Source organism: Methylobacterium sp. EM32 (assembly GCF_040593685.1).
GTDB lineage: Bacteria > Pseudomonadota > Alphaproteobacteria > Rhizobiales > Beijerinckiaceae > Methylobacterium.
Genome location: NZ_JBEXZS010000056.1, coordinates 61240 through 80722, shown reverse-complemented (window position 1 = coordinate 80722; position 19483 = coordinate 61240). Strand labels below are relative to the sequence as shown.

At 71.3% G+C, this 19483-nt stretch carries 17 protein-coding genes, 1 tRNA gene and 1 pseudogene; 9 read left to right on the top strand and 10 right to left on the bottom strand.

The genetic code is table 11. The features are described from left to right. Positions 1-27 precede the first annotated feature (27 nt). Complete coding sequence (locus ABZT49_RS08865; RefSeq protein WP_355285440.1) at positions 28-1047, bottom strand: TRAP transporter substrate-binding protein; 1020 nt, start codon at positions 1045-1047, stop codon at positions 28-30. Positions 1048-1328: 281 nt separating this feature from the next. On the opposite strand from ABZT49_RS08865, the gene ABZT49_RS08860 reads away from it, so the two are divergent. The 3 genes from ABZT49_RS08860 (at position 1329) to ABZT49_RS08850 (ending at position 3267) form a co-directional block, all read left to right on the top strand. Further along, positions 1329-2069, top strand: a complete 741-nt coding sequence (locus tag ABZT49_RS08860) for a lysophospholipid acyltransferase family protein (RefSeq protein ID WP_355285465.1) — start codon at positions 1329-1331, stop codon at positions 2067-2069. Positions 2070-2333: 264 nt separating this feature from the next. Next, positions 2334-2681 (top strand): GCG_CRPN prefix-to-repeats domain-containing protein, encoded by a 348-nt coding sequence (locus ABZT49_RS08855; protein ID WP_407943465.1) that lies wholly within the window; start codon positions 2334-2336, stop codon positions 2679-2681. 157 nt (positions 2682-2838) lie between these two features. Then, positions 2839-3267 (top strand): hypothetical protein, encoded by a 429-nt coding sequence (locus tag ABZT49_RS08850; RefSeq protein WP_204165399.1) that lies wholly within the window; start codon positions 2839-2841, stop codon positions 3265-3267. A gap of 7 nt (positions 3268-3274) precedes the next feature. On the opposite strand, the gene ABZT49_RS08845 is transcribed toward ABZT49_RS08850, so the two are convergent. Beyond that, positions 3275-4246, bottom strand: a complete 972-nt coding sequence (locus ABZT49_RS08845) for an extensin family protein (RefSeq protein ID WP_355285436.1) — start codon at positions 4244-4246, stop codon at positions 3275-3277. Positions 4247-4326: 80 nt separating this feature from the next. After that, positions 4327-5187: a DMT family transporter gene (locus ABZT49_RS08840; RefSeq protein WP_355285435.1), complete on the bottom strand. Its 861-nt coding sequence runs from the start codon at positions 5185-5187 to the stop codon at positions 4327-4329. A gap of 139 nt (positions 5188-5326) precedes the next feature. On the opposite strand from ABZT49_RS08840, the gene ABZT49_RS08835 reads away from it, so the two are divergent. Next, positions 5327-6718: a PLP-dependent aminotransferase family protein gene (locus tag ABZT49_RS08835; RefSeq protein WP_355285433.1), complete on the top strand. Its 1392-nt coding sequence runs from the start codon at positions 5327-5329 to the stop codon at positions 6716-6718. Between the two features lie 36 nt (positions 6719-6754). Here the strand turns inward: ABZT49_RS08835 and ABZT49_RS08830 are convergent, their stop codons facing one another. After that, positions 6755-8281 (bottom strand): MFS transporter, encoded by a 1527-nt coding sequence (locus tag ABZT49_RS08830; RefSeq protein ID WP_355285431.1) that lies wholly within the window; start codon positions 8279-8281, stop codon positions 6755-6757. 172 nt (positions 8282-8453) lie between these two features. Here ABZT49_RS08830 and ABZT49_RS08825 point away from each other — a divergent pair, with 172 nt between their 5' ends. Beyond that, a complete protein-coding gene (locus tag ABZT49_RS08825; protein WP_355285430.1) occupies positions 8454-9341 on the top strand; it encodes a LysR family transcriptional regulator in 888 nt (295 codons plus the stop codon). Between the two features lie 52 nt (positions 9342-9393). On the opposite strand, the gene ABZT49_RS08820 is transcribed toward ABZT49_RS08825, so the two are convergent. The 4 genes and pseudogenes from ABZT49_RS08820 to ABZT49_RS08805 form a co-directional block, all read right to left on the bottom strand. Further along, a tRNA-Leu gene (locus ABZT49_RS08820) sits at positions 9394-9480 on the bottom strand. Positions 9481-9824: 344 nt separating this feature from the next. Then, positions 9825-10697: pseudogene (locus ABZT49_RS08815) on the bottom strand (efflux RND transporter periplasmic adaptor subunit); the annotation flags it as partial. Positions 10698-10707: 10 nt separating this feature from the next. Then, positions 10708-10902 carry a DUF1656 domain-containing protein gene (locus tag ABZT49_RS08810; protein WP_355285428.1) on the bottom strand — a complete coding sequence of 65 codons (195 nt, stop codon included), beginning with the start codon at positions 10900-10902 and terminating at the stop codon, positions 10708-10710. A gap of 3 nt (positions 10903-10905) precedes the next feature. Beyond that, positions 10906-12897, bottom strand: coding sequence for an FUSC family protein (locus ABZT49_RS08805; RefSeq protein WP_355285427.1), 1992 nt, complete (start codon positions 12895-12897; stop codon positions 10906-10908). A 132-nt stretch (positions 12898-13029) separates the two neighbouring features. On the opposite strand from ABZT49_RS08805, the gene ABZT49_RS08800 reads away from it, so the two are divergent. The 3 genes from ABZT49_RS08800 (at position 13030) to ABZT49_RS08790 (ending at position 15681) form a co-directional block, all read left to right on the top strand. Continuing rightward, positions 13030-14187 carry a zinc-binding dehydrogenase gene (locus tag ABZT49_RS08800; RefSeq protein ID WP_355285426.1) on the top strand — a complete coding sequence of 386 codons (1158 nt, stop codon included), beginning with the start codon at positions 13030-13032 and terminating at the stop codon, positions 14185-14187. A gap of 76 nt (positions 14188-14263) precedes the next feature. After that, on the top strand, positions 14264-14677 hold the full coding sequence (locus ABZT49_RS08795; RefSeq protein WP_355285424.1) for a DUF2147 domain-containing protein: 414 nt from the start codon (positions 14264-14266) through the stop codon (positions 14675-14677). 26 nt (positions 14678-14703) lie between these two features. Then, on the top strand, positions 14704-15681 hold the full coding sequence (locus tag ABZT49_RS08790; RefSeq protein ID WP_355285422.1) for a glutathione S-transferase family protein: 978 nt from the start codon (positions 14704-14706) through the stop codon (positions 15679-15681). Between the two features lie 215 nt (positions 15682-15896). On the opposite strand, the gene puuE is transcribed toward ABZT49_RS08790, so the two are convergent. Together puuE and ABZT49_RS08780 are read right to left on the bottom strand one after the other, a co-directional pair. After that, complete coding sequence (gene puuE / locus ABZT49_RS08785; protein ID WP_355285420.1) at positions 15897-17339, bottom strand: allantoinase PuuE; 1443 nt, start codon at positions 17337-17339, stop codon at positions 15897-15899. A 184-nt stretch (positions 17340-17523) separates the two neighbouring features. After that, the gene (locus ABZT49_RS08780) at positions 17524-18804 is read right to left on the bottom strand and encodes a glycosyltransferase family 1 protein (RefSeq protein WP_355285419.1); all 1281 of its coding nucleotides are present in this window, start codon (positions 18802-18804) and stop codon (positions 17524-17526) included. A gap of 269 nt (positions 18805-19073) precedes the next feature. Here ABZT49_RS08780 and ABZT49_RS08775 point away from each other — a divergent pair, with 269 nt between their 5' ends. Continuing rightward, complete coding sequence (locus ABZT49_RS08775) at positions 19074-19394, top strand: rhodanese-like domain-containing protein (protein WP_093568831.1); 321 nt, start codon at positions 19074-19076, stop codon at positions 19392-19394. Positions 19395-19483 lie beyond the last annotated feature (89 nt).

Sequence of the window (19483 nt, the reverse complement as noted above, 5' to 3'; positions counted from 1 at the left end):
GGGGCGAGCCGAGGGGTGTCGCCGCGATCAGGCGATTGGCCCAGTATGCTTCTCCAGCAGCGCCCAGGCGTCGTCGCCGAACTTGCCCTTCCACTCCTTGTAGAAGCCGGCCGATTGCAGCTTGGCCTGGAACGCCTTGGTGTCGACGTCCTGGATCGCGAGGCCGCGGGCGCGCAGGTCCTGCTCGGTCGTGCTCGCGCGCTTGGCCATGTCCTCGCGCTGCGCCACCGCCTGGGCGTTGAAGTGCTTGGCGACCACGGTCTTCACGTCCTGCGGCAGGCCGCGCCAGACCTTGCCGTTCGACAGGAGCCAGAATCCGTCCCACATATGGTTGGTCTTCGAGAGGTACTTCTGCACCTCGTAGAGCTTGGCGGTGTCGATCAGGGTCAGCGGGTTCTCCTGGCCCTCGGCGATCTTCGTCTGCAGCGCCGAGTAGACCTCCGCGAAGTTGATCGTCATCGGGGCGGCGTCGAAGGCCTTGAACATCGAGGTCCACATCGGGCTCGGCGGGACCCGGATCTTGAAGCCCTTGAAGTCCTCCGGCTTCAGGATCGGCCGGGTCGACGAGGTGGTCTGGCGGAAGCCGTTCTCCCAGATGCGGTCGAAGGCGAAGAGGCCCGACTTCTCGATCTGCGCCCGCACATGGGCGCCGAGGTCGCCGTCCATCGCCGGCCACAGCTTGTCGTAGCCGTTCCAGGCGAAGCCGACGCCGCTGATCGAGGCCGCCGGCACCAGGGTGGCGAGGATCAGGGGCGAGAGGGTGAAGAATTCCAGCGCGCCGGAGCGCAGCTGGCTCAGCATGTCGGTGTCGCCGCCGAGCTGATTGTTCGGAAACAGCTTGACGTCGACCTTGCCGCCGGTCTCCTCGCGGATCGCGTCCGCCGCCTTGGTCATGTATACCGTGAGGGGATGGCTGATCGGCGTGTTGTTGGCGGCCTTCAGGGTGTACTCGGCCGCGTGCGCCCGGGTGATGCGCAACACCGCCGGGCCCGCGACGGCGCCGGCGACGGCGAGATGGAGCGCGCGGCGGCGCGTGAGCGTGGTCATGGGTTCCTCCCTCGGATGGGCCCGGCTGTCCGGACCGATGGCGTGCTCCCCCGCGTCTCGTGCGCGGGTCCGTCGAGGCTTAAAGCACGTTTTTCCCGCTCCGACATCCGTCCGGACGGTGCGGCGCCGCCCGCCATTCACTGTTACGCGCGGGCGGAAATGCTCTAAGGAGGGCCCAACCGCATTCCGCGGGCGGCGCTTCGATCCCCGTGTGCCGCATCCCCGTCCGTCCGCGGCCGGCCTCACGGGCCCGGCCCGAAGGTTCGCCGTTGCCGGTTGCTATGCCCCTCGTCCGCTCGATCCTGTTCACCGTCGCCTTCTACCTCGTCACCGCCGCGCTGCTGATCGGCGGCCTGCCGGCCCTCGCCAGCCGGCGCAGCGTGGTGTGGCTGGCCCAGACCTGGGGCCGGATCACCCTCCGGCTGCTCGAGGCCATCGTCGGCCTCAAGGTCGAGTTCCGCGGGCTGGAGCACCGCCCGGCCGGGGCGTGCCTGGTCGCCGCCAAGCACCAATCGGCCCTCGAGACCGTGGCCCTCGTCACGGTGCTCGACGACTTCAGCTACATCCTCAAGCGCGAGCTGATGTGGCTGCCCCTGTTCGGCTGGTACCTCGCCCGCAGCGAGATGGTGGCGATCGACCGCTCGAAGGGCTCCCGCGCGCTGGCGCTGATGAACGAGGAGGCCGCCGCCGCCATGGCGGACGGTCGCCGCCTGATCATCTTCCCCGAGGGCACGCGGCGCGCACCGGACGCGCCGCCGGCCTACAAGTACGGCGTCGTCCACATGTACGACCGGCTCGGCGTGCCGTGCCTGCCGGTCGCGCTCAATACCGGGGTGTTCTGGGGCCGGCGCCGCCTGACCTACCGGTCGGGCACGGCCGTCATCGAGTTCCTGCCCCCGATCCCCCCGGGCCTGCCTAAGGACCGCTTCTTCGCCGAGTTGCAGGAGCGGATCGAGACCGCCTCGGACGCCCTGGTGCGGGAGGCAGGCTCCGGTCCCGCGCGTGCGGCGGTGCGGGCGTAGGAGACGGAGGGGGCCGGGTCCTTCGGCGCCGTCTCATCCCATTCACGACCTGAGGATGGGGATGGGGTCGGAAGGCGCAGACATCCCGGCCATCGAACGACAGTAGTTCAAAAATACCGGTAATCTCTTGATGCTCCGCGCGGCCGGACGTTGCGCAAGCACAGCCGTCACCCGGCCGCGCGCCGCGAAACATGAACTCTTCGTAACCTTCGAAACGATTTCGCCCCTTCGTGCATTTCATGGGCCTCTTCACAGGAGGCTATGATGCGTTGGAGCATGATTGCTGGCGCCGCGATCCTGTCCGTCGGCGCCGTCGTCGGCACGGGAACGACCGCGGAGGCGCGTGACGGCTGCGGCCCCGGGTTCCATCGGAACTGGCGTGGCTGGTGCCGCCCGAACCTTGGGCCGCGGATCTTCTACGCCCCGGTTGTGGGCTACCGGACCGTCGTCGTCGGCCCGCGCTGGGGCTACGGCTACCGCCGGGTCGGCTGGCATCGCCCGTGGGGCTACGGCTACCGCCGCGTCGGCTGGCACCGTCCCTGGGGCTACGGCTATCACCGGGTCGGCTGGGGCGGCGGCTGGGGCCATCACGGTTGGCATCACCGCTGGTGAATGACCGCGCCGCGGCCGGGATCATCCGGCCGCGGCGCCCTCTCGCGCACCTTCCGCCAACCCCGATCTTGAACCTGGCGCAACGCCTCTCCAGATCCGGTGAACTCCGATCGTTCGCGCTTGACGGACCTGCGGAATCGGAACTAGGCTGGAACAAATGGCGAACAAACGAGCCCTGTCCTGGTCGGTGGCGATGCGGGACATCCAGAACGACCGCGCGAGGAGAATGGACGTGCGTGAGGAGCGCCTGAGAACGGCCAACGGCCTGCGCGGCACCCCGGCCCTGCCGCTGAGCGCCTGGCGCGGCCGCTCCGGCCGCCGCTACGTGGTGGGGATCCACGCCCTCGAGGACGATCCGGCGGAGGTCGGCGAGGCGGTGGTGATCGCGGTGCGCCGCGGCGGCGACGGCACCGCCGAGCTGGTGGCGGTGGCCGCCGCGGGCGAGAGCCCGCGCGAGCGCCTCGCCCGCGGCTGGCTTACCCGCGCCCGCGCTCGCGGGGCGACCGAGATGCATCTCCACCGCCTGGCCGAGGACGCGGCGGCGCGCCGCGCCGTGGTGGCGGATCTCGGCGGCGCGCCGGCCTGAAGAAATCTTAGTAGATCGGGCCCGACGACCAGGTCGGGCTGCCGAGCGGCAGCGGCTCCGGCAGGGCGCGGGGCTCGGCGGCCAGGGCCGGCCGCGAGACGGGCGGCGGGGCGTAGGCCTGGACCGGCGCCGGGCGAGGGGAGGGCGAGCGGGCGACCCTCGTGCCGGTGTCGCGGGCGCTCGTCGGCGACACGCCGTAGGGATCGTCCTCCTCCACGTCGATCGGCGCCGGATCGGGGGCGGGCTGCCAGGCCGGCTTCTTGCGGATCGGCGACAGCGGCGTGCCGGGCGGCGGCAGGCGCGACTCGTACTTGATCAGCGGCTTGCAGATTCGGCGCAGGCCCCTCGGGTCGTGCCGCGCCAGGTCGAGATGCAGATGGTCGTAGTGATAGACGTTCGACCCCGGCGCCAGCACGGTCGTGAAGTGGTTGCAGGCGCCGAGGAAGACCTCGCGCAGGAAGCCCTGCTCGGCCTCGGTGCCGCGCCAGCCGCCCTTCACCGTCACCACGTAGCCGTCGGCAAAGCGGAAGGACATCACGTCGACGGCGTTGCCGAACGAGTGCTCCGAGAGCTTCGCGCCGACCTGGTTGTTGCGGCCCCGGCAGGAATACGAACCGGAATTGATCTCCACGACCGGCTGACCGAAATACACTTCCGCCGCCGGCTGCACCGTGCCGGCGAGCCAGGCCTCGACCTCCGGGATGATCGGGCAGGCGAGCGTCATGCGCTGCTTGAGCGCCACGGTGCCGCCGGCGAGCCGGGTGACCCGGAACGGGTGCACCATGCCGCAGACGCCCGGCCCGTCGATCTCCTTGACCGGCTGGATGTCCTCGCTCGGGCGAACGAGTTTCTGGGCGAGGCAGACCTCTTCGGCCTGATTCCGCCAGGGTTCGCGCTGCTCAAACCGGTTGAGCGCGCATCCGGTAAGCCCCAGGCCGAAAAGCGTGAAGGCTGAGAACGCTACGATGCCACGACGCATGGTGCGGACAATGCGCACGATGCCGTAAACACCGCGTCAACCGTCACGGTCAGAGCTTGGCCCAGGATGGGGCGGTTCGCTCACGCGAACCGTTTGGCCCCGGCGACGCACAGCACCACCAGCCCCGTCACGACGACCATCGCCGGCGCGACCGGCTCGCCGAGCAGCAGCCCCGCCAGCAGGAGGCCGAGGAACGGCTGGAGCAGTTGCAGCTGGCCCACCCCGGCGATGCCGCCCCGCGCCAGGCCGCGGTACCAGAACACGAATCCGACCAGCATGCTGAACACCGAGACGTAGGCGAGGCCGAGCCAGGCGGGGGCGCCGACCCCCGCCACGCCCGCCGGCCGGGTCGCCAGCGCCAGGACCAGCATCGCCGGCAGGGCCAGCACCAGCGCCCAGGAGATCACCTGCCAGCCGCCGAGGCGGCGCGACAGGGCCGCGCCCTCGGCGTAGCCGAGCCCGCAGAGCAGGATCGCGGCGAGCATCAGGAGGTCTCCGGCGAGCGAGCCCGCGCCGCTCTGGAAGAGGGCGAACCCCGCCACCGCGGCGCTGCCGAGGAGCGAGAACAGCCAGAAGGCCGGCCGCGGCCGCTCGCCCCCGCGCAGGACCCCGAACAGGGCGGTGGCGAGCGGCAGGAGGCCGATGAACACGATCGAATGCGCCGAGGTGACGTGCTGGAGCGCGAGCGCCGTCAGGAGCGGGAAGCCCAGCACCACCCCGAGCGCCACGATGGCCAGCGAGGCGAGGTCGGACCGGGCCGGCCGCGCCTGCCGCAATCCCCACAGCAGGGCCGCCCCGAGGATGGCGGCGATCACCGCCCGGGCCGAGGTGAGAAACAGCGGCGAGAAGCCCCCTACCGCGACCCGCGTCGCCGGCAGCGAACCACTGAAGATCACCACCCCGAGGAGCCCGCTGCCCCACCCGTCCGCCGACCGCTGCATGGCTCGAATCTCTTCCCCGAAAGCGTTGCATCCGGCGGGAGAGATACCGCGCGACGACCTACCCCACGAAGGCACAGTCCCATACAGTCGCGCCGAACTGTACGGGTCGGATGACCCGCACTGTCGGAGGCGAGGCGCGATGGCGGAGGGCGGCCGTACGGCGGCGGTGATGGCGGCGATCCGGGCGCGGATCGCCGCGCGGGGACTGGCGCCGGGCGAGACGCTGCCGTCGATCCGCGGGCTCGCCAAGGCCATGGGCGTCTCGCCCTCGACAGTGGTTGAGGCCTATGAGCGCCTGGCGGCGGAAGGGGCGGTGCGCTCGCGGCCCGGTGCCGGCTTCTACGCCGCGGCGCCGGCCTCCGCCCCGGCCGTTGCCGCGGCCGGCCCGCGCCTCGACCGGGCGGTGGACCCGCTCTGGGTCTCGCGGCAATCCCTCGACGGCGAGCCCGAGATCCCGAAGCCCGGCTGCGGCTGGCTGCCGCCGGCGTGGATGCCGGTGGCGGCGCTCCGCCGGGCCGCCCGCGGCCTCGCCCGGGCCGAGGATGCAGTGCTCACCGATTACGGCGCCACGCGGGGGCCGCTCCCTTTACGCCGTCTGCTGGCGCGGCAATGCGCCGGCGAGGGGCTGGCGGTCGGGCCCGACCAGATCCTGCTCACCGGCTCGGGCACCCAGGCGATCGACCTGATCTGCCGCCTGCTGCTGCGGCCGGGCGACACGGTGCTGGTCGACGACCCGTGCTACTTCAACTTCCAGGCGCTGCTGCACGCCCACCGGGCCAATGTGGTCGGCGTGCCATACACCGAGGCGGGGCCGGACCCGGAGCGTTTCGCCGAGGCCGCCGCCGCGCACCGCCCGCGGCTCTACGTCACCAACGCCGCGCTCCACAACCCGACCGGGGCGACGCTCTCGCCGGCGATCGCCCACCGGATCCTCACCACGGCGGCCGCCCACGACGTCGGCATCGTCGAGGACGACATCTTCGCCGCCTTCGAGCCGGAGCCCTCGCCGCGGCTCGCCGCCCTCGACGGGCTGGAGCGGGTGATCCGGATCGGCAGCTTCTCCAAGACCCTCTCGGCCTCGATCCGCTGCGGCTACGTCGTGGCGAAGGCGGAATGGATCGAGGCCCTGATCGACCTCCAGGTCGCGACGAGCTTCGGCGGGGTCAGTCCGGTCGCGGCGGAGCTGGTCGCGGGCGTGCTCTGCGACGGGCAGTACCGCAAGCACCTCGAATCCCTGCGCCGCCGCCTCGACCGGGCCCGGCGCGAGGCCGCCGGACGGCTCGCCCCCCTCGGCATCCGGCCCTGGCTGATGCCGCGGGGCGGGTTCTATCTCTGGTGCAGCCTGCCGGAGGGCCGCGACGCGGCGGATGTCGCTCGGGCGGCGCTCCGCGAGGGCGTGGTACTCGCGCCCGGCGACGTGTTCAGCGTCTCGCGCACGGCCGGGGACCGGATGCGCTTCAACGTGGCGCAGATGGCGGATGCGCGGGTGCTACCGGTGCTGGAGCGGGCGCTGGCCGTGCCGGTGGCGTGAGACGCGTCGGAGGAATGCGCGCCTCGCGCCATCTGGTCAGGGGCGTGCCTCGGCCTCGACCATGCCGGTCCTCCGGCCGAACACGGCGAGGCTGAGCGCCGCCATGGCCCAGGCGCAGAAAGCCGCGTAGAGCATCACCCCGTCGAAGCCGTGAAGCAGCGCCTCCCGCGCCGCCGCGGCGCTCAGCTCGACCCCGTCCGGCACCCCGGCCGTGAGATTGCCGGCGGCGATCGTCTCCGCCAGTCGGTCGAGACGACCGGCCTCCGCCTGCGGCAGCAGGCGCGCGAGGCTGGCGCGGATGCCCTGCACCAGGATGAAGCCCATCAGGGCGATGTTGATCGCGAGCGAGATCATCCGGGCGCTCATGTCCATGCCCGAGGCCATGCCGGCCCGCTCGGCGGGGACCGCGGCGGTCGCGGTGTTGGTGACGGGCGTGTTGGTGAGCCCGAGGCCGGTTCCGGCGAGGAGGCAGCCGGGCAGCATCGCGGCCCAGCCCGCCGGATCGACGGCCGTGGCGGCGCGCATCAGCACGAAGCCGAGCCCGATGGTGAAGAGGCCGAGCGGGATGACCCGGTGGGGACCGTGGCGCCGCAGCAGCGCCTCGGCGACGGGCGGAACGAACAGGGTCGGCAGCGTGTAGGCGAGGAGCGCGAGGCCGGCCCCGACGCTGTCGAGCTCGAGCACGGCCTGGAAGTGGATCGGCAGGTAGATCACGAACGGCCAGAAGCTGAAATTCATGCCGCTCGCGCCGAGGAGGGCGCCCGAGAAGCGGCGGATCCGGAAGGCGCGGAAATCGAACATCGGCCTGGTCGTCCGGGTCTCGACGGCGAGGAAGGCGACGACGCTCAGCGCGCCGAGGGCGGCCGTGGCGAGACCGGCCGGATCGGCGGGCGAGAGCGCCTGACCCCTCGTGATGAGGGAGACGAGGCAGAAGACTGCCAGCGACAGCGTGACCATGCCGGCGAGGTCGATCCGCACCGCGTGGGGGTCGGAGGATTCTTCCACGCCGGCCCGGGCGAGCAGCATCGCGACGACGGCCAGGACGGCGTGGACGAGGAAGACCCAGTGCCAGGTCGACAGGTCGACGATGGTGCCGCCGACGAGCGGACCGAAGCCGAGGCCGATGCCGAAGACGATGCCCCACCAGCCGAAGGCCCGGCCGCGGTCCGGGCCGTCGCGGAACTGGTGCGAGAGCACGGCGACCTGGCAGGCCAGCATCGCCGCGCCGCTGCTGCCCTGGAGGAAGCGGGCGGCGATGAGCAACGACGCGCTGGCGGCGAGTCCGCAGATCAGGGAGGCCACACCGAACACCGCGATGCCGGCGAGGAAGACGCGCTTGCGGCCGAAGCGGTCGGCGAGGGCGCCCATCGCCATCAGCCAGGTCGTCATGGCGATGGTGTAGGCGTTCATGATCCATTGCAGCTGCCGGAAATCCGCCGGGAGAACCTGCTCCAGGGTCGGCAGGATCGCCGGGATGCTGGAGATCTCCAGCCCCAGCATCAGGGCGGACAGGCAGATGGCCGCGAGGGCGAGGACGTTGCGCCGCGGTCGAGGGGTGGACATGGACGGCTCCTGTGCGGGCTGCCGTCGCGGGGGCGCGATCACTGTGCGCGATGGTTCTTCATCGCGGAAGCGCCCGCGGCGGCGGCGCGGGTGACGGCGCCGCACGATGTTCCGGCCTCGATCATGACACAACGCGATGGCAAACTATATCAGTGACAACGAAACACGATGGATGGCGACCGTGCTGACGCTGGATGTGGATGCCGTCCGGGCCTTCGTGCTGGTGGCGGAGCACCGGAGCTTCACCCGCGCGGCGGAGGCGCTCGGCACGACGCAGGGTGCCGTGAGCGTGAAGCTGAAGCGGCTGGAGGACCGGCTCGGCCGGCGGCTCATCGAGCGGACGCCGCGGCAGGTGCGGCTGTCGGCGCAGGGCGAGACCTTCATCGGACCGGCGCAGGACTTCCTGGCGGCGCATGAGCGGGCCGTCGCCGGGCTGACGGTGACGCGCCGCCGTTTCCGGCTCGGCATCGCCAGCCACGTGATGGGGCCGGAGGTACCGACCCTGCTTGCGCGGTTGAAGAGCCTCGACCCGGCCCTCACGATCGAGGTCCTGCTCGACACCTCCTGGGCACTGATGGAGGCCTTCGAGGGTGGGACCCTCGACGCCGTGATCATCCGCAGCGACGACGACCGGCGCGAAGGGGAAGTCCTGGGGCCGGAGCATTTCGGCTGGTTCGCCGCACCGGACTTCGCGCTGCGCGCGGGCGAGCCGTTGCCGCTCGCCACGCTCTCGCCCTGCTGCGCGGTGCGCGACGCGGCGACGCGCCTGCTCGACCGCGCCGGCATTCCCTGGATCGAGGTCTTCGTCGGCGGCACCACCGCCAACGCGGCGGCCATCTCGGCGGGGCTCGCGGTCGCGGCGTTTCCGTGCCGGCTCGCGCCGGCGGATTCCGTCGAGGTCGGCGATCAGCTCGGCCTGCCGCCCTTGCCCTCGCACGAGATCGTCCTGCACTCGTCGCTGTCCGACGCGAGGACGAAGGCGACCTTGCGCACCATCACGGCGGCGTTCCGCGAGCACCGCAAGCCGGCGGGCAGACCTTGCCTGACGCAGCCGGCCTGACGGCGAGGGCGTCGCCCGGGGCCGATCGAGAGATCAGGGTCTGTGAGGAGGGTGGTGCGGGCGGTCGGACTCGAACCGACATATCCGTGAGGACGGCGGATTTTGAGTCCGCTGCGTCTACCAATTCCGCCACGCCCGCGCGCGGTGAAGCCCCTCTCCTGTGCCGTGCGAAGCGGGAGCGTGTCAATCCCGTGCGGTGCGGCCATTGCCCTGGCGATGCGAGCCGCGCGGCTCCCGGGACGGGTTGTCCTTCGCGGTCTCCGGCGCCTCGTTGATGCCCGGCGCGATGCCGGGCGCGATCTCGTCGGCGCTCGGGGCGGCCTTCTGGTCGGGAGCAGGCAGGGTCGAGACCTCGTGCGGGCCCTTGACCGTAGTGGTGATTCCGGCCGGCGCGACCGCGGCGCCCTCCGGCCGTTTGGGGCCGAGGCGGTCGACGAAGGCGCTGAACACGTCGCGCAGGCGGTCGCCGGGCTCGGCATAGGCGCCGACCGAGACCGTCGCGGTCATGCCGGCGACCAGCGCGATCTCCGGCGGCACCGCCTCGATGCGGATGCGCACCGGCACCCGCTGCGCGAGGCGGACCCAGGTATAGACCGGATCGACGCTGGGGAGCCCTTGCGTGCTCGCCGCTGCGTTCGGGGTGCTGATGCCGCGGGTGATGCTGTCGACCCGGCCGCGGATCGGCGCGGAATAGCCCATCAACGCTGCCGTTGCGGCGTCGCCGACCCGGATGTGCTCCATCTTGGTCTCCTCGAAATAGCCGTCGATCCAGTATGAATCGGCGTCGATGACCGAGATGTTGCGGGTGCCGGCGCTGGCATAGTCGCCGACCCTCAGGAGCAGGTTGGTGACGTAGCCGTTGACGGGGCTCCTCACCTCCGTGCGCTTCAGGTTGATCTCGGCCTGCGCGGCCTGGGCCTGCGCCGACGCGAAGGCGGCCTCCGCCTGCTTGGCGGTGCCGGCGAATTGCTGCTTCTCCTCGATCGAGGTCGAGACCGTGGTCAGCGCCTCGCGCCGCGCAGCCTGGGCGCGCTTGACCTGGAGGTCGGCGGCCCGGTTCTCGACGTCGGCCTTGGCCGAATCGAGCGCGACCTTGAAGTCGAACGGGTCGATCACGTAGAGCACGTCGCCCTTCCGCACGAGCTGGTTGTCGACGACGCGCAATTCGGTGATCTGGCCCGAGACCTGGGGGGCGATACTCGATACCTGCACCCGCACCCGCCCGTCCCGGGTCCAGGGCGCGGTGACGTAGTACTGCCAGACGATCAGCGCCGCGGCGGCGGCGAGGACCAGCACCACGACGGTGGCGAGGATCCGCAACAGGCGCCGGCCCCGGGTCGTCCGCTTGACCGCCACGTTTCCCTCCTCAGACTAGCACGATCAGCAGCGCCAGGATGCAGACGTAGAGCCCCGCCTCGGCGAGGGGCGGGTTGGCGAACACCCGCTCGAACCGCATCAGCCGCAGGAGCGGCCGAAGGCAGAGCAGGATCGCCAGGGCGACGCCCGCATAGACGACGAAGGGGGAGACCAGCACTCCGCCGATCGTCAGTTCGTGAAACATGGCCTAGCGCGACCCCCACAGGTCGAGGCGCCGCAGCACCCGGCCCTGCCCCTCGACGACATAGGACGCGGTGGCGAGGTCGGCCACGACCCGTGTTGCGATGCGGCGCGATTCGGCGGGTGCCGTGCGCGCGGCCGTGAGGAGGGCGCTGCCCGCCTCGCGCAAGGACTCGGCTTCCGCCCGCCGCAGGGCGGCCCGGGCCTGACGCACCGCCCCGTCATAGGCCGGCATCCCGGCGAGCTGGTTGAGGCCGGCCTGCGCGCCCGCCGCGGCGGTGTCGAGGGCGGCGAGCGCGAAGGCGTGGCGCAGGGTGGCGCGGCGGACGGCGCCCGCGGTGCCGCCCCAGCCGGCGAATTGCACCAGGCGGTCGGCATCGAGGTTGACCCGCTCGTCGGCCTCCTGCGGCTCGCCCGACAGGGCCTCGATCACGTCGGCCCGGGCGGCTTGCAGCGACCAGCGCCGGCGCTGGGCGTTGGTGGTCGGCAGCACGATCCGGATCACCAGGAACAGGATCAGCCCGGAGACGCAGAACAGCACCGAGGCGTTGACGTAGGATTCCGGATTGTAGGGCTGGGGGTTGGCCGGCGACAGCACGACCGGGAAGAACACCAGCAAGATGAAGCCGAGGCTCGCGGTCGCCGGGCGCAGGCTGAGCAGGCAGGCGGTGATGATGACCGGCGCCATCGCGATGGCGAGCAGCGGGAAGCCCTGGCCGCCGTCGAGCACGATGAACTCGACGATGCCGGCGCACGCCGCGGCGAGCGGCATGCCCCAGAGCGCGCCGGTGGCGAAGCCGATCGGGTTCGGGTTGATCGAGGCGAGAGCCGCGAAGGCCGAGACCTGCAGCAGCGCCGAGGAGGTCGCCGGCCAGCCGCTCAGGATGAACAGGGCCGCGCTGATCGCGATCGTGATGACGACCCGGGCGGCGTTGCGCATTGCGTCCGGGAAATCGCGGTGCACCGGCAGGCGCATGTCGCGCAGCGGCGCGCGGCCGGTCTCCAGGGCCGCGATCCCGTCCGCGGCCAGCCGGTCCTGGCGCAGGAGGTCGATGGCGCGCCGGTGCCGCAGCACGGCATCGGGATCGGCATGATCGCCCGCCGCCAGCGCGTCGAGGCGGGCCACCAGGGCGGGCAGGGCGTCGCGGTCGCCGTCGAGGCCGGCGAGCACCGTCGTCCGCAGGTCGTCGGGGTCGCCCGAGCGCGCCACCGCCAGCGCGAAGGAGCGGGCCGCTGCCACCGACGCGAACAGGGCCGCCACGGCGCTCCGCGCCCCCGCCGCCCGGTTCTCGCCGTCATGGAACTCCGTCGCCACCACTCCGATCGCGTCGCGGGGCGCGGCCACGAGGCGCATCGCGTCGGCGGCGTCCTCCGGGCCCGGATCGCCGTCCCGCACCGCCTTCCGGACGAAGTCCCGGACCGCGTCGCGGGCCTTGGCCATGCCGGCGCTGAGCTCGGGGAAGACGTACGGCGCGCTGAGCGCGTCGTTGATGAAGGTGATCGACACGATGCCGAGCGTGATCGCGGCGACCCGCTCGACGCCGGTGGCGAACACCGATTGCGGCGCGTCGATGTTGTTGATCGCGATGATCGCCACCGTGTAGCCCGACAGCATGGCGCCGTAGGCCTTGGTGCCCTGCAGGTAGTTGGCGACGAAGACGCACAGCCCCATCCAGGTCGCGAAGGCGACCAGCATCTCGACCCGGTCCTGCGCGAACAGGGCGGCGAACAGGATCGCGACCGCGAAGCCGATCACCGTGCCGAGGAAGCGGTAGGCCGCCTTCGACAGGGCCTGCCCGCGCCGGGGTTGGGCGAGGATCGCCACCGTGACGGCGGCCGACGAGGCGCTCTCGAGTTGGAGCCAGAACCCGGCATAGAGCGCCAGCATCATGGCGAGCCAGATCCGCACTGCGTAGGCCCAGGAGGAGAGCGGCGGCGGCTCGATCCGCTCCAGCACGGCGTCGATCCAGCCGCGGCGCGCGGTCGTCACCTCGGCCATGCTCGTCCCCCGTCATCGATCGTGCCCGATTGGGATGCGCAATCCGAATACGATGCTAGGGTGGGGGCGGCCGGACCACGATCCGGCCCGCGGCCCTGCGCCGCGCCAAAACAGCCAGCCGAGGAAGCGCCGATGAGCAAGCCAGAGATCCGCGTCGCGACGTTCGCAGGCCCCGGGGCGGAGCCGGTCATCCAATCGGTGCCCTGGCCGAAGGTTCCGCGCAAGGCCGCGCTGATCAAGGTGGGGGCCTGCGGCGTCTGCGGCACCGACCAGCACATCCTCAAGGGCCATTGGCCGAAGCCCCTGCCGTGGCCCTTCACGCTCGGTCACGAGATCGGCGGCGTCATCGTCGAGAAGGGCGACGAGTTCACCGCCGACTTCATGGAGAAGCCGCTCCAGGTCGGATCGAAGGTGATGATCCCGCCGCTGATGCCCTGCGGACACTGCTATTACTGCGTCCACTACCCGGAGCAGGCCAACAAGTGCCTGACCCCGGTCTATTACGGGCGCTATCTCGGCTTCGACAAGGCGCCGCACCTGTGGGGCGGCTGGGCCGAGTACGTCTATGTCGACCTTGAGATGCTGCCGGGCACCAAGGTCTACAAATTGCCCGACGACATGTCGCTTCGCCTCGGTGCGCTGTCCGAGCCGCTGACCTCCTGCATCCGCGCCTTCAACCGGGCGACGCGGGCCGGCGGGTTCAAGTGGGGCGACACGGTGGTGATCCAGGGCTCCGGGCCGATCGGCATCCTGGCGGTGGCGGCAGCCCAGGAGATGGGGGCCGGCCGGGTGATCTGCGTCGGCGCGCCGGAGGAGCCGCGCCTCGCGCTCGCCCGCAAGTTCGGCGCCGAGGCCACCGTCGACATCACGAAGGTCACGACGCCCGAAGCCCGCATCGCGGCGGTGCGCGAGATCGTCGGCGGGTTCGGCGCCGACCTCGTGATGGATTGCTCCGGCCACCCGAGTGCCGGGCCCGAGGGCATCGAGTTCCTGCGCGACGGCGGTACCTATGTCGAGATGGGCCAGTTCACCGATGCGGGGAAGATCGAGACCTCCTGGCACCGGATCTGCTCCAAGGACCTGAACGTGCTCGGCTCCTGGGCCTTCACCGGTAACGACCTGCCGCTCGGCGTCGACATGCTCTACCGCGCCCGGGACAAATATCCGTGGCTCGAGATGCAGACGGTCTATCCGTTCACGCAGGAGGGCGTGTCGCAGGCGGTGCAGGATGCGATGGCGATGAAGACGGTGAAATCCACCATCGTGCCGTTCCCGGAACTCGTCGCGTGACCGCCTGACCGCATGGCGGGACGGGCGCGAAGGCGCTAGGTCGGGGCTTCGATTCGCTCACCCGGAGCCCGTGCCGTTGCGTCCCGTCCGTCTCGCCGCTCTCTTCCTCGCCTGCGCCCCGGCTCTCGCCCACGCGCAGGCGGGTCCCCAGCCCCTCGGTACCTGGCTCACGCCCGGAGGCGATTCGCAGATCCGCATCAGCCGCTGCGGCGCCGCCTATTGCGGCGTCATCTCCAAGGTGCTGGCCGGCGAGACCAAGGACGTGAACAACCCCGATCCCGGCTTACGCGGCCGCAGCCTCGTCGGCGTGGCGCTCAGCCGCGACATGCGCCCGGCCGGCGCGGGCTGGGAGGGCTCGCTCTACAACTTTCGTGACGGCAAGACCTATTCGGGCAAGCTCGCCATGAAGGGGCCGAACGTGCTCGAACTGTCGGGCTGCGTGCTCGGCGGGCTGATCTGCAAGAAGCAGATGTGGACGCGGGTGGATTGACGCCGACGGCGGGTGAGGAGGGCGCGATGGGGCTTCTGGTCGACGGCGTCTGGCACGACCAATGGTACGACACCAAGGAGACCGGCGGGCGCTTCGTGCGCAAGGACGCTGCCTTCCGCAACTGGGTCACGCCCGACGGGCGAGCCGGCCCGAGCGGGGAGGGGGGCTTTCCGGCGGAGGCGGGGCGCTACCACCTCTACGTCTCCCTCGCCTGCCCGTGGGCGCACCGCACCCTGATCGTGCGGGCCCTCAAGGGGCTCGAGGACGCGGTCTCGGTCGGGGTGGTCGATCCGCATATGGGCGCCGAGGGCTGGGTGTTCGGCGACAGCCCGGGCGCCGGGCCGGACACGCTCAACGGCGCGACCCGGCTCTACGAGGTCTACCTGAAGGCCGATCCCCACCATACCGGCCGGGTCACCGTGCCGGTCCTGTGGGACAAGGCGCGCGGCACGATCGTATCGAACGAATCGGCCGAGATCATCCGGATGCTGAATGGCGCGTTCGGCGGCAGCGGACCGGACCTCTACCCGGAGGACCTGCGTCCCGAGATCGATGCGCTCAATGCCCGGGTCTACGACCGGGTCAATAACGGCGTCTACAAGGCCGGCTTCGCGACGCGCCAGGAGGCTTACGAGGAGGCGGTGACGGCGCTCTTCGAGGAACTCGACGCCCTCGACGCCCGCCTCGATCGCGGCCGCTACCTGATGGGCGATCGCCTGACCGAGGCCGACATCCGGCTGTTCACGACGCTGGTGCGGTTCGATCCGGTCTATGTCGGGCACTTCAAGTGCAACCTGCGCCGGATCGCCGACTATCCGAACCTCGCGCCCTACCTGCGCGACCTCTACCAGACCCCCGGCATCGCCCCGACGGTGAACCTGACCCACATCAAGCGGCACTATTACGAGAGCCACCCGACCATCAATCCGACCGGGATCGTCCCGCTCGGGCCGGTGCTGGATTACGACGCGCCGCATGGGCGAGCGGAGCGGTTCGAGACCTAAGCTGGTAGGAGCATGTGTCTTCACACTCTGTTTCCACCTCACAGGGTCATCCCGAGGCTCGCCGCAGGCGAGAACCCGGGATCCATAACCGCTGACGATGCAGAACCCGGCTCGACGCGTTTCGCTTCTTCCTGAACTGTCGGCGGTTATGGATCCCGGGTTCCGCTGCGCGGCCCCGGGATGACACGGAGGGTTTCAGGCCTCGGTAGAGCGCCTCACGCCGTCGCCGAAAACACGTCCGGCAGCGACGGCAGCCGCTGCTTCAACCGCAGCAGTGCGATGGTCTCGATCTCGGCGAGCGCCCGGGCCCGCTCCGCCTCGGGCGGATTGTCGAGGCGCTCGGCGAGCTGGGAAAGAATTTCGTCCGGGCTCTTGCCCCGCACCGCCATCACGAACGGAAAGCCGTGGCGGGTGCGGTAGCGCTCGTTGAGGTCGAGAAAGCGGGCGCGGCCGGCCTCGTCGAGGGCGTCGAGCCCGGCCGAGGCCTGCTCGGCGCGGGACTCGGGCGCGAGGTCGGCCGCCGCCACCCGGCCGGCGAGGTCGGGATGGGCGCGGATGAGGGCGAGTTGCCGCTCCGGCTCGGCCGCCCGCATCACCTCGACCATCGCGGCATGCAGCCCGTCGGCCGAGTCCTGCATGCCCGAGAGCCCGGCGGCAACGGCGCCCTCGGCCACCCAGGGCGAGTGCTCGAACACGTCGCCGAAGTTTTCCACGAACAGGGCGCGGCCCATCCGGCTCGGGGTCAGGCCGGCCGGCGCGTGCGTTCTCGCCCAGTGCCGGGCGATGTCGATGCGGCGGGTCACCCAGACGTCGTCATGCGCCGCCACGTGGTCGAGGAAGCGGGCGAGCGCCGCGATGCGCCCGGGCCGGCCGACGAGGCGGCAATGCAGGCCGATTGACAGCATCCGGGGCGTCTCGGCGCCCTCGGCGTAGAGCACGTCGAAGGAATCGCGCAGGTACGAGTAGAACTGGTCGCCGGCGTTGAATCCCTGCGGGGTGGCGAACCGCATGTCGTTGGAGTCGAGCGTGTAGGGCACGACGAGCTGGGGCGCCCGCGGGCCCTCGACCCAGTAGGGCAGGTCGTCGGCGTAGGAATCCGCCGAGTAGAGGAAGCCGCCCTCCTCCATTACCAGCCGCAGGGTGTTCTCCGAGGTCCGCCCCGTGTACCAGCCGAGCGGACGCTCGCCGGTCACCTCGGTGTGGATCCGGATCGCCTCGCTCATGTGGGCCTTCTCCTCCTCGTAGGAGAAGTCGCGGTAGTCGATCCACTTGAGGCCGTGGCAGGCGATCTCCCAGCCGGCCTCGCGCATCGCGGCGACAGCATCCGGGTTGCGCTGGAGGGCGGTGGCGACGCCGTAGACCGTCACCGGCATCCCACGCTCGGTGAAGAGCCTGTGCAGACGCCAGAACCCGACCCGCGAACCGTATTCGTAGATCGATTCCATGCTCATGTGGCGTTGGCCGGGCCAGGCCTGCGCGCCGACGATCTCCGACAGGAACGCCTCCGAGGCCCGGTCGCCGTGGAGCAGGCAGTTCTCGCCGCCCTCCTCGTAGTTGATGACGAACTGGACCGCGATGCGGGCGCCGTCCGGCCAGCGCGCGTGCGGTGGGGTGCGGCCGTAGCCGACGAGGTCGCGGGGGTAGGGGGAGTCGGTCATCGGCGGATCCGGTCGGGGCCGAGGCCGCACCGTCCGGCGCCGGGTGAAGCGCGGGCTCCCCTCTCCCGTGTGGGAGAGGGGAGCCGCGCCCGACCCGGCACCCGAAGGGAGCGGGACGGCCATGGTGACATCGTCCCGCAACCTTAGCCTTGCGGCAGCCCCGGCGCAAAACCGCCCCGCAGCCTTACCCCGCCAGCGCCGCCAGCGCCGGCTCGACCCGCGCGAAATGGTCGGCCCAGGTCGGCGCCCGGTACTCCGCGAGGCGCTCCGTCATCGCGGTACGAAGCCCCGACCCCGGCGCCGCCAGGTCCTCCACCACCCGCATCCAGCCGAGCCCGTCGAGCGGGTGCAGGAACTCGGCGAAGCCGCCGGCGATCTCGCGGTGGACCGGGATGTCGGAGGCGACGACCGGCAGGCCGCTCGCCGCGGCTTCCAGCACCGGCAGCCCGTAGCCCTCGGTGAAGGAGGGCATCAGGAGCGCGGTGGCGTGGCCCATCAGCTCCACCAGCCCGGCGGTCGAGAGGCCCGCGGCCTCGACGACGTGCGCGCGCACCGCCGGGCAGCGCTCCAGGAGGTCGATCACGTTCTCGCTCTCCCAACCCCGGCGTCCGACGACGACGAGGCGCGGCGTCGCCTCGCCGTGCCGCGCGGCGAGCTCACGCCAGGTGCTGAGAAGCCCGATGAGGTTCTTCCTCGGCTCGATCGTGCCGCAGACGAGGAAGAACGGCCGGGTCGGAGCCGATGACGGTGTCCGATGGAACGCGGCCTCGATCCCGAGCGGCCCGACGGTGATCGGCGGTACCCGGCGCCCCTGGCCGGCGAGATAGGCGGAAAAGCGCCCCGCCACATCGGCCGAGTTCACCAGGATGCCTTGCGCGTGGCGCGCCACCGTCTCCATCCGCACCCTGTGCCGCTCGGCCTCGCCGGGGCGGCCGTATTCGGGATACTCGATCGGGATCAGGTCGTGGACGAAGAAGACCGGCCGGATGTCGGGCCGGTCGTACAGCCAGTCGAACCGCGCCGGCTTGTCGAGGCGCAGGTGCGAGGCGTGGAGGTAGATCGCGTTCATCGGCACGCGCTCCGGGCCCGGCGCCCGGAAGGCCGCGAGCCAGGCCCGGAGCTGCCGCTCGCGGCGCGCTCGCGTCCCGTCGAGCCTCGCGGCGCCCGAACCCGCCGGCGGCATGGGTAGTCCGAGCCGGCCGGCGAGGTCGCGATAGACCGAGTCGTCGCCGACCGCGACCTCCTCGGTCCAGGACACCAGGGCCGCCTCGACGAGGCCGGCCATCTGCGCCCGGTCGAGCACCTTCGGGCCGAACGGCGTCGAGACCACGCCGAACCGCGGGCCGGGCTGGTCCAGGAGATGCCGGGCATAGGCGAGCTCGACCCGGTCGATCCCGGTCGGGCTCGCGTGGCGCAGGCGGGTGACGAGGCGGGTGAGATCGAGGGCGACGGGATGGGGGCGCATTGACACCTTGAACGATGACATCTTGAACGATGAAGTCCCAGCCGTCGGGACGCAATCGCGGCGTTCCTACACAGCGGCGGCGGCGAAGCCGAATCCAGCTTGTGCGGCAGCGCACAAGACGACCCCCGGTCCCGGGATGACCGCTCTTGCAACGCTGAGCGATGATGATTTATCGCATTCGTCACCGCTCCGTCGCGTCGCGGTGACAAGTGTCGGGCGCGCCGATTATGATCGTGGGTCGGCGCTGGGTCGACGCTTCGGGTGAGACAATGGCGATCGTCGACTGGGACCGGGATGCGGTGAAGAGCGGCCTGGCGGACGGATCCGTCCTGCTGATCGACGTGCGCGAGCCCAACGAGTTCGAGGCGGGCCACATTCCGGGCTCCGTCTCCTTTCCGCTGTCGAGCTTCGACGTCGAGCGGCTGCAGGCCATGATCGCCGCGGATGGCCGCCGGCCGGTCCTGTCCTGCGCCGCCGGCGTGCGCTCGGCACGGGCGCTGCAGTACCTCCAGAGCCAGGGCATCCCCCTCTCGGAGCATTATGCCGGCGGGTTCAAGGACTGGGCCAATGCCGGCGAGACCGTGGACTAGCTGACACATCAACACCGCCCGCGGGCGGTTCGACATCCTTCAGGCCCCGGGAGGGCCGCGCCGAGGGCGGCGCGGTTCCCGTTCAAGGC

Coding starts and splice junctions, on each gene's coding strand:
- ABZT49_RS08865 (WP_355285440.1), bottom strand. CDS start 1,047: ATGACCACGCTCACGCGCCGCCGCGCGCTCCATCTCGCCGTCGCCGGC.
- ABZT49_RS08860 (WP_355285465.1), top strand. CDS start 1,329: ATGCCCCTCGTCCGCTCGATCCTGTTCACCGTCGCCTTCTACCTCGTC.
- ABZT49_RS08855 (WP_407943465.1), top strand. CDS start 2,334: ATGCGTTGGAGCATGATTGCTGGCGCCGCGATCCTGTCCGTCGGCGCC.
- ABZT49_RS08850 (WP_204165399.1), top strand. CDS start 2,839: ATGGCGAACAAACGAGCCCTGTCCTGGTCGGTGGCGATGCGGGACATC.
- ABZT49_RS08845 (WP_355285436.1), bottom strand. CDS start 4,246: ATGCGTCGTGGCATCGTAGCGTTCTCAGCCTTCACGCTTTTCGGCCTG.
- ABZT49_RS08840 (WP_355285435.1), bottom strand. CDS start 5,187: ATGCAGCGGTCGGCGGACGGGTGGGGCAGCGGGCTCCTCGGGGTGGTG.
- ABZT49_RS08835 (WP_355285433.1), top strand. CDS start 5,327: ATGGCGGAGGGCGGCCGTACGGCGGCGGTGATGGCGGCGATCCGGGCG.
- ABZT49_RS08830 (WP_355285431.1), bottom strand. CDS start 8,281: ATGTCCACCCCTCGACCGCGGCGCAACGTCCTCGCCCTCGCGGCCATC.
- ABZT49_RS08825 (WP_355285430.1), top strand. CDS start 8,454: ATGGCGACCGTGCTGACGCTGGATGTGGATGCCGTCCGGGCCTTCGTG.
- ABZT49_RS08810 (WP_355285428.1), bottom strand. CDS start 10,902: ATGTTTCACGAACTGACGATCGGCGGAGTGCTGGTCTCCCCCTTCGTC.
- ABZT49_RS08805 (WP_355285427.1), bottom strand. CDS start 12,897: ATGGCCGAGGTGACGACCGCGCGCCGCGGCTGGATCGACGCCGTGCTG.
- ABZT49_RS08800 (WP_355285426.1), top strand. CDS start 13,030: ATGAGCAAGCCAGAGATCCGCGTCGCGACGTTCGCAGGCCCCGGGGCG.
- ABZT49_RS08790 (WP_355285422.1), top strand. CDS start 14,704: ATGGGGCTTCTGGTCGACGGCGTCTGGCACGACCAATGGTACGACACC.
- puuE (WP_355285420.1), bottom strand. CDS start 17,339: ATGACCGACTCCCCCTACCCCCGCGACCTCGTCGGCTACGGCCGCACC.
- ABZT49_RS08780 (WP_355285419.1), bottom strand. CDS start 18,804: ATGCGCCCCCATCCCGTCGCCCTCGATCTCACCCGCCTCGTCACCCGC.
- ABZT49_RS08775 (WP_093568831.1), top strand. CDS start 19,074: ATGGCGATCGTCGACTGGGACCGGGATGCGGTGAAGAGCGGCCTGGCG.